This is a genomic window from Rhodococcus sp. ARC_M12 (assembly GCF_022810385.1).
Lineage (GTDB): Bacteria > Actinomycetota > Actinomycetes > Mycobacteriales > Mycobacteriaceae > Rhodococcoides > Rhodococcoides navarretei.
Genome location: NZ_JALGQI010000008.1, coordinates 151,219 through 166,769, shown reverse-complemented (window position 1 = coordinate 166,769; position 15,551 = coordinate 151,219). Strand labels below are relative to the sequence as shown.

The following is a 15,551-nucleotide window of genomic DNA, read 5'->3' as shown; positions in this document are numbered from 1 at the left end:
CGAGCATGCAAGCGAATTACACCGTGGGGCCCTTCTTGCGCAGTTCGTCGACCGTCTCCATGGCTCCGCGCAGTTCGTCGAGCCACTCCTGCGTGTGTTCGCCGACCAGCTTGACGGCCCAGGCGAGGGCGTCGGCGCGAGACCGGGCGACACCGGCGTCGACGAGGGTGTCCAGGACGCGACGCTCGGGCTGACGTAGGCGCGTCATGACCGGTACCGCGAGGTGGGTGAACAGGACCGTCTCGGATCCGGTTTTCACTCCCCAGGCGACCTTGCGTCCGTACCGCTTCTCGGCCTCGTCGGCGATCTGCATGCGGTCGCCGCGGGTCGTTTCCCGGAACCGCGCGATACGGCCCTCGGTGGCTGCGGGTGAACTGTCCTGCTCCACGGGCAGTGTCCCGACGACGACTATCTCCTCTCGATCGACCTCGACGGAGGCGGCACCGTCGAACCAGGTGTCCGGGAGTCGGCCACCGAACCAGTCGGCTGCGTCGGTGGCGTCCGGAATGTCTGCGTGCTGCCAGCCGCCGGGGCGACCGAACGAGCGTCCGTTGGGTTTCATGTGGGCTCCCGAGATTGTGGTTGTAAGACTGATTACATAATTACACCCAATTTCAGGATCGTGCCACCAGTGTTTCGCGGAGGCGCTGGGGCATGATCGACTCCGTGCGCACTTCGAGAAGACCGACGACTCTGGCCGTGATCGTGTCCGTATCGGCGTTGGTGCTTGCCGCCTGCGGTCAGAGTGGTCCGGATCAGCCGCAGACGGTCGCCGAGCAGTTCGCGGCCGCGGTGAACAGCTCGAACATCGATCAGGCGGCTGCGTTGACCACCGATCCGGCGGGTGCGACGGCAGCGCTCACCGCGTTGTACGACGGTTTGTCCGGTGGCGGAACGGTCACGGCAACTCCCGATTTCGAGGCCGTCGACCCCAACGAGGACGCCGGTTCGTTCACGTTGAATGCCGACTGGCGCTTCTCGACGACCACCGACGGCACCGCCGAACCCGACGGTGAGCCGAAGGAGTGGAGCTACACCACCTCGGCGACCGCGGCGGAGACCGAGCAGGGTTGGAAGATCACCTGGGACCCGGCAATGTTGGTGCCCGGGCTGACGGCCGATTCATCCGTGCGGTTCACCCCGACCGACGCGCTCGTCGCGCCTCGAATCTTCGATGCCAACGGCAACGAGCTCATGTCGCAGCAGGTCGTCACCCTCGTCAACGTCGATGCGACGGCCGATCCGGTAGCGGTCGCGAATCTCGTCGGACCCGTCGTTCCGGGGATCACCGCGGAATCCATCGCGTCGACTGTTGCTGCCGCGCAGGGTAATTCAGCAACCATAGTCTCGCTCCGCCAGGCCGACATCGACCCCATCGGCGCGCAGCTCGCGACGATCCCCGGAGTCACGCTCGCCCCGCAGACGCGACTGTTGGCCACCGATCGCAACCTCGTCTCGCCGGTACTCAGTGACCTGACGACGCTGTGGGAGCAGGAGCAAGCCGCCAATCGTGGCTGGGCGATCCAAGCGGTCGCGGCCGATGGCACCGTCACCCAGCTCGCCGGACGCGATGCGAGCACCGGTGAGGACATCGCGACCACCGTCGACTCGGCGCTGCAACTCAAAGCCGAGAACGCTCTGGCGTCGTTGCCGCAGCAGGCGGCGATCGTTGCGCTTCGGCCGTCGACGGGAGATGTTCTGGCCGTAGCGCAGAACGCCGCCGCGGATGCCGAGGGTCCGATTGCCTTGACCGGCCTGTACCCGCCGGGATCGACCTTCAAGACGGTCACCACCTCGGCTGCTCTGCAGTCCGGAGCCGTCACCCCCGACACGGTGTTGCCTTGCCCGGCGACCGAGAACATCGAAGGCAGGCAGATCCCGAACGACGACAACTTCGCTCTCGGCGACGTGCCGCTCCACACCGCCTTCGCCAAGTCCTGCAACACGACGATGGGCCGGCTCGGTGTCGCTCTCCCGCCGAACGGTCTGACCGACGCGGCTGCTCAGTTCGGACTCGGCGTCGACTACGTGACCCCGGGCCTGACCACCGTCACCGGCTCGGTGCCGTCGGCCGATACCCCGGCGCAGCGCGTCGAATCCGCCATCGGCCAGGGCCAGGTGACCGCGTCGCCGTTCGGTATGGCGCTGGTGGCGTCGTCCATTGCCAACAACGGATTGCGTGCGCCCACGGTCGTCGCAGGTGAGCCCGGCGTGGGCAACATGCAGCCGACAGCGGTGAACCCGCAGGTGACCGAACAGCTCAAGACGATGATGCGCGAGACCATCACCGGCGGCACGGCCACGGCGCTGAACGACATCCCCGGGTTGCTCGGCAAGACCGGCACCGCTGAATTCGGTGCCAACAACGAAGGCGCTCACGGTTGGTTCGTCGGGATTTCCGGCGATCTCGCGTTCGCGGTATTCGTGAACAACGCGGGCAGCTCGACGCCGGCCATCGAAGCTGCGGGTCGCTTCCTGAGGTGAACAGCTTGAGGTAGGCCGACCGCGATGTATCTCAATCGTGACCGGCTCGTATGAATACCGTGCTTGTTACTCGTGTGACTACAGTGAATATTGTGACTCATGAGTTCTATGAGTCGTCTCCGTCGTGGCCCGCGCAAGGTTCGCGGTCGCTACCTCGTCGCCGTGGCAGCTTCGGCGACATTGACGGTCTCGGCCGTGTTCTGGATGGTCGATCGGCCGCCAAGCGAGGCCGAGGTGTTGGTCTCGAACTTCGTCGATGCGCTGGACAACCGCGATGTTGCAGCCGCCGCCGCGCTGACGACCTACCCGAACGCCGCGGCAGCGGCTCTGAACCAAATGTTCGACGGCTTGTCGGCCGGCGGCACGTCCACTGGCGATTTCGACCTGACCCAGTACATGGACCTCTCCGACGAGAGCGGCTTCTTCACTCTTGCGTCTGCGTGGAACTTCGGCGAGGGCAAGGATTGGAAGTACAGCGCACAGGGCTCGACCAAGAAACTCAGCGTGGGTTGGCGCATCGCGTGGGATCCGGCCACGCTCGTACCCGACCTCACCTCCGGTGGCTCGGTCCGCTACACCCGCACCGACGCTGCGCCCCCGTTGATCTTCGACGCCGCGAACAACGTGCTGATGAGTGAGCGGACCATCAACGCCATCTCTCTCGACCCGGCGCAGACCAGTGATCCGGTTGCGTCCACGCAGCAACTCGCCGACATCATCGATGTCGTCGCTCCGCTCATCACCTCCGAATCGATGATAGCAGAGCTGAATTCGGCCGGCGGTGCACCGATCACCGCAGTGACCCTGCGCGACGACGACTTCGCCGTTCTCGAGGACGATCTGCGGGCCGTGCCGGGTGTGGTGGTTGCCCCGCAGCCGAAGCTCATCGTCGACGACCGGCGTATCACGTCACCGGTGCTCGATTCTCTGCGTGCCGCATGGCAAGCCGGTCGCGACGCCACCGCGGGATGGGCCGTCGACACGTACACCGTCGACGGAACTGGCGAGCGCCGCGTCGGATTCCAGGGACCGGGTGGGCCGGATCTGCACGCGACACTCGACCCGCGCGTCCAGTTGGCAGCCGAGAACGCGGTCGTCATGGCGGGGTCTTCGGCATCGATCGTCGCACTGTCCACCTCGACCGGCGCGATTCTCGCTGCAGCACAGAACAGTTACGCCAACGAGCAGGGTGACGTCGTGTTCGGAGGGTCCTACCCGGCCGGCACCGCATCGGAGTTGGTGAAGGCAGTGCAGTCCGATCGCGGTGACGACAGCGCCGAGGATGCCGCTGCCGGGCTCGGTCTCGGCATCAGCTACTCGATGCCAGGACTCGATGCCTACACCGGTACTCCCGCCGACAGCCGCAGTGCGATCGACGGCATCAGGACCGTGTCCACGGCCTCCGGAAACGAGGCGACGGTGACGCCGTTCGGGCTCGCGCAGATGGCAGCCGCGATCTCGCGAGGCAGCGCTCCGGTTCCCGCTATCGTCGCCGGTCAGACCGCCGTCGCGAATCGGGAGTCCGTGACCATCGGCTCGGATGCGGCAAATCGATTGCGCGGCATAATCGCCGACTCGTCGAGGAGCAGCGGCCTCGATACCTTCGACGGGGTGCAGGGATTCGCCGGGGAAAGTGCCGACGATCGATTCGTGCTCGCCACCAGCGGTGACGTCGCGTTCGCGGTCTACATCGAGGACGCGGACGGTGGAGATCAGGCAGTGCGCATGACCAGCCGGTTGCTGCAGGAGATGGCGAACCCGGTGGAGTGAACCCTGCGGTGCCTGCCAGATCGTTAGGCACGGTAGTTTTATTCGGTGACTGTGCTCGATTTCGGACTTCTGGTGGTGGCCGGGTTCTTCGCCGGACTCATCGGGTTCGTCACCGGGCTCGCATCGCTGGTGTCCTATCCGGCTCTGCTGGCGGTGGGTCTACCTGCGGTGTCCGCGAACGTGACGAACACGGTCGCGTTGGTCGCCGCCGGTGTAGGCGCGACGGCGAGTTCCTCGGCCGAGCTGGCCAAGGACGGCAAGCAGTTGGTTCGGTACGCGATCTATTCCGCGCTGGGCGGTAGCACCGGCGCCGTTCTGTTGCTCGTCACCCCGGACGGTTCGTTCGAGGCGGTTGTCCCGTTCCTGGTGGCGATGGCAGCCATTGCGCTCTTGCTGCAGCCGAGCATTCGAAAGCTGTCCGGAGACAAGCAGTTTCCGACGCTCTATCCGCTGGCATTGTTCGCCGTCGCGATCTACGGCGGCTATTTCGGTGCCGGAGCAGGCGTCATATTTCTAGCGCTGGCGTTGATCTGCACCGCGGATACCTTTTGGCGCGCAAGCGTTCTGAAGAGCTTCTTCCTCGGTATCGCCAATCTCATTGCTGCCATCATCTTCTCGTTCTCCGGCCAGGTGAACTGGTGGGCTGCGCTTGCACTGGCGATCGGGTGTTTTGTCGGCGGCGCGTGCGGGCCGCCGACGGTGAAGGTCATCTCACCGATCGTGTTGCGCATCGGCGTCGGGATTCTGGGTCTCGGTCTCGCCGGGTGGCTGGGCTACCAGGCGTTCGGCTGACGGACGGTGTTCGGCATGCTCAGCGTCGCCATTCCGACGGCGGTCAGCGCCAGTAGGCCGAGCACGACGTAAGCACCCGAGTAGCTTCCGGTCCATTCGGCAAGCACGGTGCCGGCCCAGGGTGCCGATGCCATCGCAATCACGATCGGAGCAGACATGATGCCGCTGAGATGCCCGTACTGACCAGGGCCCCAGCGATCGGTTATGGCGGTGGCCTGGACGAGTGTGAACAGTCCGCGCGCGAGTCCGGCACCGATCGCGACGGCGGTCAGCGCCACGACCGAGGTGGCGACGCCGAGCAGGATGGTCGACAGGGCAGTTGCTGCGATGATCCCCACGGTCCTGGTTCGGGTGCCTGCGAAGCGTTGCAACGGAAGGTAACCGATGCGGCCGAGGACTTGCCCGGCTCCGCCCAATCCGAGAGCCGTTGCGGCGGCGGCGGTATCGGCACCGTGTTCGATCAGCAGCGGAACCACATTGAAAATTCCAGCGAACGCGACGAGACCGGTGACGCTCATTGCTGCGGTGAGCATGACGAACGGACGGCTACGAACAGTCTTTTCAGCAGAAGGTACTGCTCGCGCGTGCGCGGGCTCACTCGTCGACGGCCATTGTCCGCGCAACCCGATCAGGTGTCCGGGAACAGTGATCAGCAGCAGAACCGCTGCGAGCACCAGATATGTCCGACGCCAATCGGTATGGATCGAAAGGACGGCCGTCAGCGGAGCGAACACCGTACTGGCCAGACCCGCCGCGAGCGTGAGAATCATCAGGGCCCGAACGCGGTCGGTGCCCCACCACCGGGTCAGTGCGGCGAACGCAGGTGGGTAGAGCACCGCGCCCATGGCGATACCGGCAACGAACCAACCGAGAAAGAACACCGGCAGAGTGCGGGATGTCGCGACGAGAATCAATGCCGGTATTGCCAGCATCGACCCGGCGGTCATCACCCACCGTGGGCCGTGCCGGTCCAGGATGCGCCCGGCGGGAATGCCGATGATCGCTGCGACGAACTGGCTCAGGGAGAACGCGGCCACGATCGACGTCGTCGACCAACCGGTGTCGGCAGTGATGGCGGGGGACAGAACGGGGAAGGCGTAGTAGAGAATTCCCCAGCTGGTGATTTCGGTGAGGCACAGAATCGAGAGAATCCGGCGTCGCCCCGGGTGTGACGCGTCCGAGGGCGACGCCGAATCGACTGTCTCGGAATCAGTCACGAAGCGGTGCGCCGATGGTGATCAGCTCGGGTGCCGCAGGGGCTCCGCAGCAACCGCCGGTCGACGGGGCGTCGGGCTCGTCGAACAGGCCTGCGCCACCGCAGACGCCGGTGTCGGGAAGCGTCAGCTCCACCTTTCGCGCGCCCTCGTGGTCGCCTGCGAGTTCGGCGGCGATGCTGCGAACCTGCTCGTATCCGGTCATCGCCAGGAATGTCGGTGCACGGCCGTAACTCTTCATGCCCACCAGGTACAGGCCCGGTTCGGGCTGGGTGAGTTCCTCGACGCCGTGCGGGGACACCGATCCGCACGAGTGCATGTTGGGGTCCACCAAGTCGGCGACGAATCTCGGTGCCTGCAGGGTGGGGTCGAGGTCGAGGCGAACCTCGGACAGCCAGGACAGATCCGGGCGGAACCCGGTGAGCGCGACGACGCGGTCGACGTTTTCGATGCGCGATCCGGTGTCACCGATCAGAGTGAGCCGATCTCCCTCCACCGCAACGGTTTCGGTGCGGAAGCCCGAGACGACGGTGAGGAAGCCGTCGTCGACCGCCTTCTTGGCGCGTTGGCCCAGAGCGCCGCGAGCGGCGAGTTCGTCCGCTTCTCCGCCGCCGAAAACCTCTGCGGTGACGCCTCGACGCACGGCCCAGGTGAGCGTCGTACCGGGCTCGTCCGCGGCGAGTTCGGCGAAGGTGATGATCGCGGTCAGAGCCGAGTGCCCGCTGCCGGCGATGACGATGTGCTTGCCTGCGAATGCGGATCGAGTGGCCGGGGCGGTCAGGTCGGGCACCCGGTAGTCGATCCGGTCTGCGGCGGCCTTCTCGCCGATGGCCGGAAGTCCCTCGCTGCCCAGTGGATTCGGTGATCCCCAGGTGCCGGATGCGTCGACGACGGCGCGGGCGAGGATGCGTTCCTCGCTGCCGTCGGAGTGGCGGATGTGCACCGACAGCGGTTCGGTGGCGCGGCCGGCGTCGACCACGCGGTCGCGTCCGCGGCGAGCGACGCCGACCACCTCGGAGTCGGTTCGGACGGCATTGCCGAGAACGGCGGCGAGGGGCGCGAGGTACTGCTCCACCCATTCGCGTCCGGTGGCGTAGGTGTCGCCGTCCGGCGCGGTCCAACCGGTGGGTTCGAGCAGTCGGGCAGCAGCGGGGTCGACGACCTCGGACCACGGGGAGAACAGCCGAACGTGATTCCACTCGGACACTGCCGAGCCGGCCGACGGTCCGCGTTCGAGAACGACTACGTCGGAACCGGTTTCGGTCAGATGCGCCGCGGCGGCCAGGCCGATGGGCCCTGCGCCGACCACCACTACGGGGTATGTCTTCATGGCTGATCTACCTTTCTTCTTCGAATGACAGTGTCCACGGCTGCACGCGCTGTGCGGCCGACACCGATGAGCGTTGCCGACGCCGGGCCGGTCCAGTCGCCGTAGCCGAGAAACAGCAGGTTCGGCTCGTCTCGAACATGGTTGCCGTTCAGCACGATTCCCGACCCGTCGGCGTGCAGATGCAGCGGCCGCAGGTGGTGCAGAGCAGGGCGGAAACCCGTGCACCACACGATCGCATCCAGCGTCTCTGTCGTGTGCCCGTCGGTGACGCCGTCGGAGGTGAGCGCGGTGAACATCGGCCGAGCATGCAGAACTCCACGATCGCGCGCGTCTCGCACCGGCGGGACCATCACGATGTCTCCCAGGCCGGCGACCCCGCCGGAGTCCGCTTCGCCCTCGGCAAGAGCGCGGGCCCGATCGCTGGCGACATCGAACAGCACTCGGCCGTCGACCTCGTCGGGTAGAAACCTGGGCTCGCGGTTGGTGAACCACGCGGTGTCGGCGACGGTGGAGATCTCGGCCAGGATCTGCGCGGCCGAGTTCCCGCCGCCCACAATCCCTACTCGCTTGCCTACGAAACTATCCGGTGTTCGGTAGTCGGCAGCATGCAGTTGCGATCCCGCGAACTGCCGCATCCCGGGGTAGCTGGGCCAGAACGGTCTCGACCACGTCCCGGTGGCATTGATGACCGTTGTGGCGCAATACGAGTCACCGTCCGTATCGACTCGATAGCCTTCGGTCGTACGATGCACCGACTTCACGTCGACGGGCCTGCGCACCGGCAACTCGTACTTCTTCTCGTATGCCCGCAGGTAGTCCACGACGTGCGACGCCGGCGGAAAACCGCTGTGCCACGGCGGCATCGGCCAACCGGGTAATCGCGAGTACTCGGCAGGCGAGAACAGGTGCAGCGACGGCCAGTACTCCTGCCAGGAGCCACCGGCATGCGTCTGATCATCGAGGATGACGAAGTCCACACCGGCTCGTCGCAGGTAGTAGCCGGCGGCAAGTCCTGCCTGACCGCCGCCGATCACCACCACCTCCGAAGTCATTCGAGTCAACCGTCGGTGCCGCGCAGTCGGGATGCGAGTTCCTGGACACGAGCGGCGATGTCGTCGCGCACCAGACGCATCCGTTCGATTCCGTCGATACCACGTTCGGACGGCTCGTCGGTGTTCCAGTTCTCGAACGTCGGACCGTCGATGGGATCGACCGTCGCCTCGCTCCCAAGGGTGATCACGTAGTCGATGCGAGACAACAACTCCGGGTCGATCGGCTTCGGCTGTTCACCGGAGAGGTCGACGCCGACTTCGAGGAGGGCCTCGGCCGATAGTGCGTTGACCGTTCCGCTCGGCTTCGTTCCCGCCGAGTGCACCTCCACCGAATCGCCGACGGTCTTGCGCATCAGACCGGCCGCCATCTGAGACTTTCCGCCGTTCTTGACGCAGACGAACAGCACGCTGGGTGTCGTCATGACGCCGAACTCTGCTTCGCCGGAACCAGTTCGGCGATCAATTCTTCGATTCGACTCTTGATCTCGTCTCGGATCGGACGAACCGCCTCGACGCCTTTGCCTGCCGGGTCGGCCAGTGCCCAATCGCGGTAGCTCACTCCGGGGAACACCGGGCACGCGTCCCCGCAGCCCATGGTGATCACGACATCGGACGTCTCGACGGCCTCCGGGGTCAGAATCTTCGGGGATTGCGACGAGATGTCGATACCGAGTTCGGCCATGGCCTCGACTGCTGCGGAATTGATGGTGTCCGCGGGCGCGCTACCGGCAGAACGCACCTCGACGGTGTCGCCGGCGAGATGAGTCAGAAATCCGGCGGCCATCTGAGATCGGCCGGCGTTGTGGACACAGACGAACAGAACACTGGGTGTGTCGGACATGGAGTCGTTTGCCTTTCGAGCGCGAGGCGGATACCTCAGGCCGGTACGGTTGTGGTGGTCAGCTCGGTGAGCAGTTCGCGGACACGTGTGTCGAGATCGTCGCGGATGAGACGCACTTCGTCGAGGGACTTGCCGTCGGGGTCGGTCAGTTGCCAGTCCAGGTAGCGCTTGCCCGGATAGACCGCGCACGCGTCGCCACATCCCATGGATACCACGACATCTGCCGCGGCAACGACGTCGTCGGTCAGTGGCTTGGGGAATTCGCTGCCCAGGTCGATCCCCTGTTCCTCCATCGCCTGCACGACGATCGGGTTGATTTCGTAGGTGGGGGCCGAGCCTGCGGAGCGGACGTGGACCAGTCCCCGTGCGTGGTGCTCGAGCAGGGCTGCGGCCATCTGTGAGCGTCCGGCGTTGTGGACGCAGATGAACAGCACCTCGGGCACGAGTTTCGGTGCGTCACCCTGTGATTGGGCGAGTGCGGTGAGGCGGTCCGCGGCGAACTTGCCGGCCAGGGTGGTCAGGTGGGTGTGAATCTTCGAGGTTCGACGCAGTGCGGTGTAGGACTCGAAGACGTAGCGTTCGACTGTTTGGGTGGAGAAGATGCCCTCGTATTCCGCTGCCAGTCTCTCGGCGGTGCGCGAGAGAATCGCCTGGGGCATCAGTAGTTCGGGCTGAGCACGGTGGCTGGAGGGAGAAGTGTTGTCGGACATCAGGACTCCTTTGTCGCTGTGGTCACGGACGGTGCGGGGGAGAAGCGCTTACGCAGTGCGAGGGAGACATAGACGAGGCCGACCAGTACCGGCACCTCGATGAGTGGTCCGACGACTCCGGCGAGTGCTTGCCCGGATGTCGCGCCGTACGTCGCGATGGCGACGGCGATCGCCAACTCGAAGTTGTTGCCTGCGGCCGTGAACGCGAGGGTGGTGGTGCGTTCGTAGCCCAGACCCATCGCGGCACCCAGAGCGTAACCGCCGCCCCACATGACCGCGAAGTACACCAGTAGTGGCAGTGCGATCCGAACGACGTCGAACGGCTGTGACGTGATCTGATCACCCTGCAGCGCAAAGAGAATGACGATCGTGAACAGCAGGCCGTAGAGGGCCCACGGGGCGATCCTGGGGATGAACTTCTCCTCGTACCACTCGCGGCCCTTGGCGCGTTCGCCGAAGAAGCGAGACGCGAATCCCGCTATCAGTGGAATGCCGAGGAAGATCAGCACCGACTTGGCGATCTGCCACGGCGACGCCTCGATGGTGGTCTGGTCGAGTCCGAGCCATCCGGGCAGAACCGAGAGGTAGAACCACCCGAGGATGGCGAACATGAACACCTGGAACACCGAGTTGATCGCGACCAGAACCGCGGCGGCTTCCCGGTCGCCGCAGGCTAGGTCGTTCCAGATGATGACCATCGCGATGCATCGAGCCAGACCGACGATGATCAGGCCGGTTCGGTATTCGGGGAGGTCGGGCAGGAAAAGCCATGCGAGAGCGAACATCAGGGCCGGACCGAGGACCCAGTTGAGCACCAGCGAGCCGATCAGCAGGCGCTTGTCTCCGGTGACGGTGTCGAGGCGGTCGTAGCGAACCTTTGCCAGCACCGGATACATCATGACGAGCAGTCCGATGGCGATGGGGAGCGAGACGCCGTCGATGGAGATGGTGGACAGCGCCTCGTCCATTCCGGGAATCATGCGTCCCAGGAGCAGACCCACGACCATGGCCACGCCGATCCACACGGGCAGGAACCGGTCGAGAGTGGAGAGCTTGCCGACTACGGCAGTATCGGTCGTCGTACTCATGCCATGACCTCCGTGGACTCTGCAGCGTTCAGCACTGCGGAAAGCTGCTGCAGGGCAGCGGGAATCACCGAGTAGTAGACCCAGGTTCCGCGCCGTTCACAGTCGAGCAACCCCGCCTCGCGGAGCACCTTGAGGTGGTGGGAGATCGTCGGCTGCGACAGATCGAATGCAGGGGAGATGTCGCAGACACACGCTTCGCCGCCTGCATGGCTGGCGACGAGGCTGAGCAGACGCAGCCGGACGGGATCTCCCAGAGCTTTGAACATGCGGGCTAGATCTCCGGCCCAATCCGCGTTCAGGGGTTCGCGGATCAGCGGCGAGCAGCAGTCACCATCGACGGATGACCGGTCTTGATTCGACATTCGTCTATATTGACGCTCATCGAATCAGGCGTCAAGTGAACAGTTGCCGAACCCGAAGAACGCGGTACGCGACTCCGAGCGCGACCACGACTGTTCCGACGACGATGGACGACACCGGCAACGTGGCGATCAGCACCACGCACCCGATGCTGCCGAGGACCTGAAGCGCCCGTGGGTAGCGGCGGTGCTCGGCATCCTGGGTGAACGCGCTGAGATTGGCCACCAGGTAGTAGAGCAGCACCCCGAACGACGAGAAGCCGATGGCGTCACGTAGATCGACCACCAGGACCAGCACACAGACGATCACGGCCAGGGTGATCTCGGCGCGATGCGGAACCGAGTAGCGGGGGTGGACCGCCGCCAGGTACGACGGCAGGTCGTGGTGGCGAGCCATCGCCAGTGAGGTGCGGCCGATGCCCGCGATCAGCGCGAGCAGCGCTCCCAGCGCAGCCAGGCCGGCGCCGACGCGCATCACCGGCGACGCCCACGAATTCCCCGATGTGACGACGAGATCGACCAGAGGAGCAGACGACGAGGCCAGGAGTTCGGGGCCGAGAACCGACAGCAGTGTCAACGCAACCACCGCGTAGACCACGAGCGCGATACCGAGAGCGGAGACGATGGCGCGTGGGATGGTCCGCTCCGGCCGTGTCACCTCCTCGCCGAGCGTGGCAATGCGGGCGTAGCCCGCGAAGGCGAAGAACAGCAACCCCGCCGACTGCAGAATGCCGTACCACCCGTTCTCGATGAACGAGTCGAGCTCGGAATCGACCGGCCCCGACGAGCCGGTGACGCCGAGCACCACCCCGACGACGAGCACGGTCAGCACAGCGGCGACCAAGATCTTCGTCAGCGTCGCAGTGCGGGTGATGCCGAAGTAGTTCACCGTGGTCAGCGCTGTGATAGCAAGTACTGCAACGAGTTCGGTGTATCCGGCCGGGGCGACGTAGGCCGCGAACACCAACGCCATGGCCGCCGAGCTTGCAGTCTTGCCGATGACGAACGTCCACCCGGCCAGAAATCCCGGCCACTCGCCGAGTCGCTCACGGCCGTAGACGTACGTGCCGCCCGACGTCGGATACTGGGCGGCCAGCTGAGCCGACGAGGTCGCGTTGCAGAACGCCACGACCGCGGCGACGGCAAGCCCGATGAGCAGGCCCGCGCCCGCGACGGCCGAGGCTGGGGCGAACGACGCGAACACCCCTGCCCCGACCATCGAGCCGACCCCGATGACGACGGCGTCGAACAGTCCGAGGCGACGAGCCAGCGGCTGTGTCACGGCCGAAGCCGGTTCCCGTTCACGGCGACAACTGTAGACACACGTCGATCACACGATCGAGGTGTGTGCCTACTTCTTGTTCTGGTACACGTCCGGGATGCCGTCGTGATCGTCGTCGCGGGTTTCTTCGATGTGAATGTCGCGGTAGGCCTTGTTACGGCTGCGCAGGATGACGGCGGCCAGCGAGGCGGCGATGATCGAACCGGTGAGCACGCCCACCTTGACGTGGTCGTCGCGCTCGGTTCCTTCACCGAAGGCCAGGTCTCCGATCAGCAGCGACACCGTGAATCCGATACCCGCGAGCATCGCAACGCCCAGGACGTCGAGCCACTTCAGTCCGGCGTCGAGGGTGGCCCGCGTGAAGCGGGAGACGAGGTAGGTGGTGCCGAAGATGCCGACGGCCTTACCGATCACGAGGCCGGCGATGATGCCGATGGCGATGGGGTCGGTCAGTGCGCTGGCCAGACCCGAGAATCCACCGACGGTCACGCCGGCTGCACAGAATGCGAAGATCGGCACAGCAATACCTGCGGAAATGGGCCGAACCTTGTGCTCGAAGTGTTCGGCGAGGCCGGGGCCGGCCTCCGGGCCGCCGTTGGCCTTGCTGCGCATCACCGGGACGGCGAAGCCGAGCAGAACGCCTGCGACCGTGGCGTGAACGCCGGACTCGTGCATCAGAACCCACGTCACCACCGCCAGCGGGATGAGGATCCACCACGACCGGACGCGCATCTGCACGGCGACGGCGAACAGTGCGAGCGGAATCAGCGTCAGACCGAGGGCGACGAAGTTGATGTCGTCGGTATAGAAGATCGCGATGACGCTGACGGCCAGGAGGTCGTCGACGACGGCCAAGGTCAGCAGGAAGGTCCGCAGCGCAGTCGGCAGATGAGTGCTGATGACGGCCAGGACGGCGACGGCGAACGCGATATCGGTTGCCGTCGGGATGGCCCAACCGAGTAGTGCACCGTCCCCGGTGCCGAGGTTGATCAGCACGAAAATGATTGCTGGAACTGCCATTCCGCCGATGGCGGCCGCCACCGGTAGCGCCGCGCGTGCGGGATCGCGAAGATCTCCGGCGACGAATTCTCGCTTGAGTTCGAGGCCGACCACGAAGAAGAAGATGGCCAACAGCCCGTCGGCCGCCCATGTCGACAGAGTCAGGTCGAGGTGCAACGCCGAGGGCCCGACGCGGGTATCCATCAGCGAGTCGTAGGCAGCGGACCAGGGTGAGTTGGCCCAGACCAATGCGACCAGGGTTGCGACGAGCAGTAGTGCGCCACCGACTGTCTCTTTACGCAGGATCTGCGCGACGCGGTCTGCCTCGGACCAGGAACCGCGTGAGAACAGCGGCAATCGCGTTTTGGGAGATGATGAATCTGTCACGGTGACAGCGCCTTTCGGTAGCTTGGTCGAGCTGCGGGCCAACCTCGGGTAGGACGGTAGACGCGCAGCACAGAGTTGTTGCCGACCAGACTTCCCGGCGCACCGTGGTCGATCCTATCGCGCCGAGGCGTTCGCGACGAACTCGAAGTCAACGAACGCTGGGCACGAATCGTGTCAGCGCGCGCCAGCCCAGCAGTAGAACTGCAGTGGACACCGTCGCGACGACGATGAACGCACCGGCTGTTCCCTGCCCGGTCAGTGCCCGCAACACCATGCCCACGACAACTGTCGTCACCCACACGACGATGCCCGTCGGAACGACGAGGAACGCGTCGAACTTGTTGCGGTACAGAGCGAACGTGACGACCCAGCCGACGGCGGCACCGACGACGAACGGCCACGCGGTGTGGAACAGGCCGGACAGCGCGGTGGCCTCGTCATGGCTGCGGCGACCGATGGCGGCGAACAGCACGATCATGGCGAGATCGATGACGGCAGCTACGGCAGGGGAGCGAAACTTCACGCGCACCACTGTAGACACCGACAGCGAACGGCCCGCACCGGCGAATGCAGTGCGGGCCGTTCGGTGGTGCGGGTGCCGACGAATTACGCCTGCAGGCCGGCTTCGATGTCGAGGTTCAGGGTGATCTTGTCGCCGACAACTGCGCCGCCGCCCTCGAGGGGCATGTCGATGCTGATGCCGAAGTCCTTGCGGTTGATCACGGTGCTGGCCTCGAAGCCTGCGACCGGTCCGTTGCCCATGCCGGGGTTGACGCCGTTGAACTCGAGCTTCAGATCGATGGAGTTGGTGACGCCGTGGAGGGTGAAGTCTCCGGTGACGATGAAGTCTCCGCCGTCGGCCTTGACCGAGGTGGACTTGAACGTCGCGGTGGGGAACTTCTCGACCTCGAAGAAGTCGGCGGTCTTGAGGTGGCCGTCGCGCTGCGCGTTGTCGGTGGTGATGGACGCGACGTCGATCTCGGCGTCGACCGACGGGGTGCCGTCGGCGTCGACGGTGACGGTGCCGGTGAAGGTCTGGAAGCGGCCGCGGACCTTGCTGACCATCAGGTGGCGGACGGTGAATCCGATGGTGGAGTGGGTTGCGTCGATGGCCCAGGTGCCTGCGGTGAGCTCGGGAAGTGCGATGGCGGTGGTCATGGAGTCTCCTCGTTGGTTGAAGGTTCAATGCTCATAGTACACAAGCGGACCGGGGTCCGTATATATTCCGGGTGAACAGAAGGTG

General features: G+C 65.3%; 16 protein-coding genes. 3 read left to right on the top strand and 13 right to left on the bottom strand.

Going from position 1 to position 15,551, the window contains the following annotated elements; genetic code table 11:
• Nucleotides 1–16: 16 nt before the first annotated feature.
• On the bottom strand, nt 17–562 hold the full coding sequence (locus MTX35_RS12375; RefSeq protein WP_243595245.1) for a hypothetical protein: 546 nt from the start codon (nt 560–562) through the stop codon (nt 17–19).
• A 92-nt stretch (nt 563–654) separates the two neighbouring features.
• Between MTX35_RS12375 and MTX35_RS12370 the strand changes: the two genes are divergently transcribed.
• From MTX35_RS12370 to MTX35_RS12360, 3 genes are all read left to right on the top strand, one after another.
• Entirely contained in the window at nt 655–2,484 is a 1,830-nt protein-coding gene (locus tag MTX35_RS12370; protein ID WP_243595244.1) for a penicillin-binding transpeptidase domain-containing protein, read from the top strand.
• A 108-nt stretch (nt 2,485–2,592) separates the two neighbouring features.
• Entirely contained in the window at nt 2,593–4,254 is a 1,662-nt protein-coding gene (locus tag MTX35_RS12365; protein WP_243595328.1) for an NTF2-like N-terminal transpeptidase domain-containing protein, read from the top strand.
• A gap of 45 nt (nt 4,255–4,299) precedes the next feature.
• Complete coding sequence (locus MTX35_RS12360) at nt 4,300–5,046, top strand: sulfite exporter TauE/SafE family protein (protein ID WP_243595243.1); 747 nt, start codon at nt 4,300–4,302, stop codon at nt 5,044–5,046.
• Here the strand turns inward: MTX35_RS12360 and MTX35_RS12355 are convergent.
• The 12 genes from MTX35_RS12355 to MTX35_RS12300 form a co-directional block, all read right to left on the bottom strand.
• Nucleotides 5,028–6,263 (bottom strand): MFS transporter, encoded by a 1,236-nt coding sequence (locus MTX35_RS12355; RefSeq protein ID WP_243595242.1) that lies wholly within the window; start codon nt 6,261–6,263, stop codon nt 5,028–5,030. The two genes, MTX35_RS12360 and MTX35_RS12355, sit on opposite strands and share 19 nt — an antisense overlap.
• Entirely contained in the window at nt 6,256–7,686 is a 1,431-nt protein-coding gene (locus MTX35_RS12350; RefSeq protein WP_374230292.1) for an FAD-dependent oxidoreductase, read from the bottom strand. The genes MTX35_RS12355 and MTX35_RS12350 overlap by 8 nt, the downstream gene beginning before the upstream one ends.
• The gene (locus MTX35_RS12345; protein WP_243595240.1) at nt 7,587–8,642 is read right to left on the bottom strand and encodes an ArsO family NAD(P)H-dependent flavin-containing monooxygenase; all 1,056 of its coding nucleotides are present in this window, start codon (nt 8,640–8,642) and stop codon (nt 7,587–7,589) included. Before MTX35_RS12345 ends, MTX35_RS12350 begins: the two co-directional genes overlap by 100 nt.
• A 5-nt stretch (nt 8,643–8,647) precedes the next feature.
• Nucleotides 8,648–9,064 (bottom strand): low molecular weight phosphatase family protein, encoded by a 417-nt coding sequence (locus MTX35_RS12340; protein WP_243595239.1) that lies wholly within the window; start codon nt 9,062–9,064, stop codon nt 8,648–8,650.
• The gene (locus MTX35_RS12335) at nt 9,061–9,483 is read right to left on the bottom strand and encodes an arsenate reductase ArsC (RefSeq protein WP_243595238.1); all 423 of its coding nucleotides are present in this window, start codon (nt 9,481–9,483) and stop codon (nt 9,061–9,063) included. Before MTX35_RS12335 ends, MTX35_RS12340 begins: the two co-directional genes overlap by 4 nt.
• A gap of 35 nt (nt 9,484–9,518) precedes the next feature.
• The gene (locus MTX35_RS12330) at nt 9,519–10,193 is read right to left on the bottom strand and encodes an arsenate reductase ArsC (RefSeq protein WP_243595237.1); all 675 of its coding nucleotides are present in this window, start codon (nt 10,191–10,193) and stop codon (nt 9,519–9,521) included.
• Complete coding sequence (gene arsB / locus MTX35_RS12325; protein WP_243595236.1) at nt 10,193–11,281, bottom strand: ACR3 family arsenite efflux transporter; 1,089 nt, start codon at nt 11,279–11,281, stop codon at nt 10,193–10,195. Before arsB ends, MTX35_RS12330 begins: the two co-directional genes overlap by 1 nt.
• Nucleotides 11,278–11,643: a helix-turn-helix transcriptional regulator gene (locus MTX35_RS12320; protein WP_243595235.1), complete on the bottom strand. Its 366-nt coding sequence runs from the start codon at nt 11,641–11,643 to the stop codon at nt 11,278–11,280. The genes arsB and MTX35_RS12320 overlap by 4 nt, the downstream gene beginning before the upstream one ends.
• Nucleotides 11,644–11,674: 31 nt before the next feature.
• The gene (locus tag MTX35_RS12315; RefSeq protein ID WP_243595234.1) at nt 11,675–12,922 is read right to left on the bottom strand and encodes an APC family permease; all 1,248 of its coding nucleotides are present in this window, start codon (nt 12,920–12,922) and stop codon (nt 11,675–11,677) included.
• Nucleotides 12,923–12,991: 69 nt separating this feature from the next.
• Complete coding sequence (gene nhaA, locus MTX35_RS12310; RefSeq protein ID WP_243595233.1) at nt 12,992–14,308, bottom strand: Na+/H+ antiporter NhaA; 1,317 nt, start codon at nt 14,306–14,308, stop codon at nt 12,992–12,994.
• Nucleotides 14,309–14,456: 148 nt separating this feature from the next.
• Complete coding sequence (locus MTX35_RS12305) at nt 14,457–14,831, bottom strand: DUF3054 domain-containing protein (RefSeq protein ID WP_374230281.1); 375 nt, start codon at nt 14,829–14,831, stop codon at nt 14,457–14,459.
• 83 nt (nt 14,832–14,914) lie between these two features.
• Nucleotides 14,915–15,466, bottom strand: coding sequence for a YceI family protein (locus tag MTX35_RS12300; protein ID WP_243595232.1), 552 nt, complete (start codon nt 15,464–15,466; stop codon nt 14,915–14,917).
• Between the last annotated feature and the right edge of the window lie 85 nt (nt 15,467–15,551).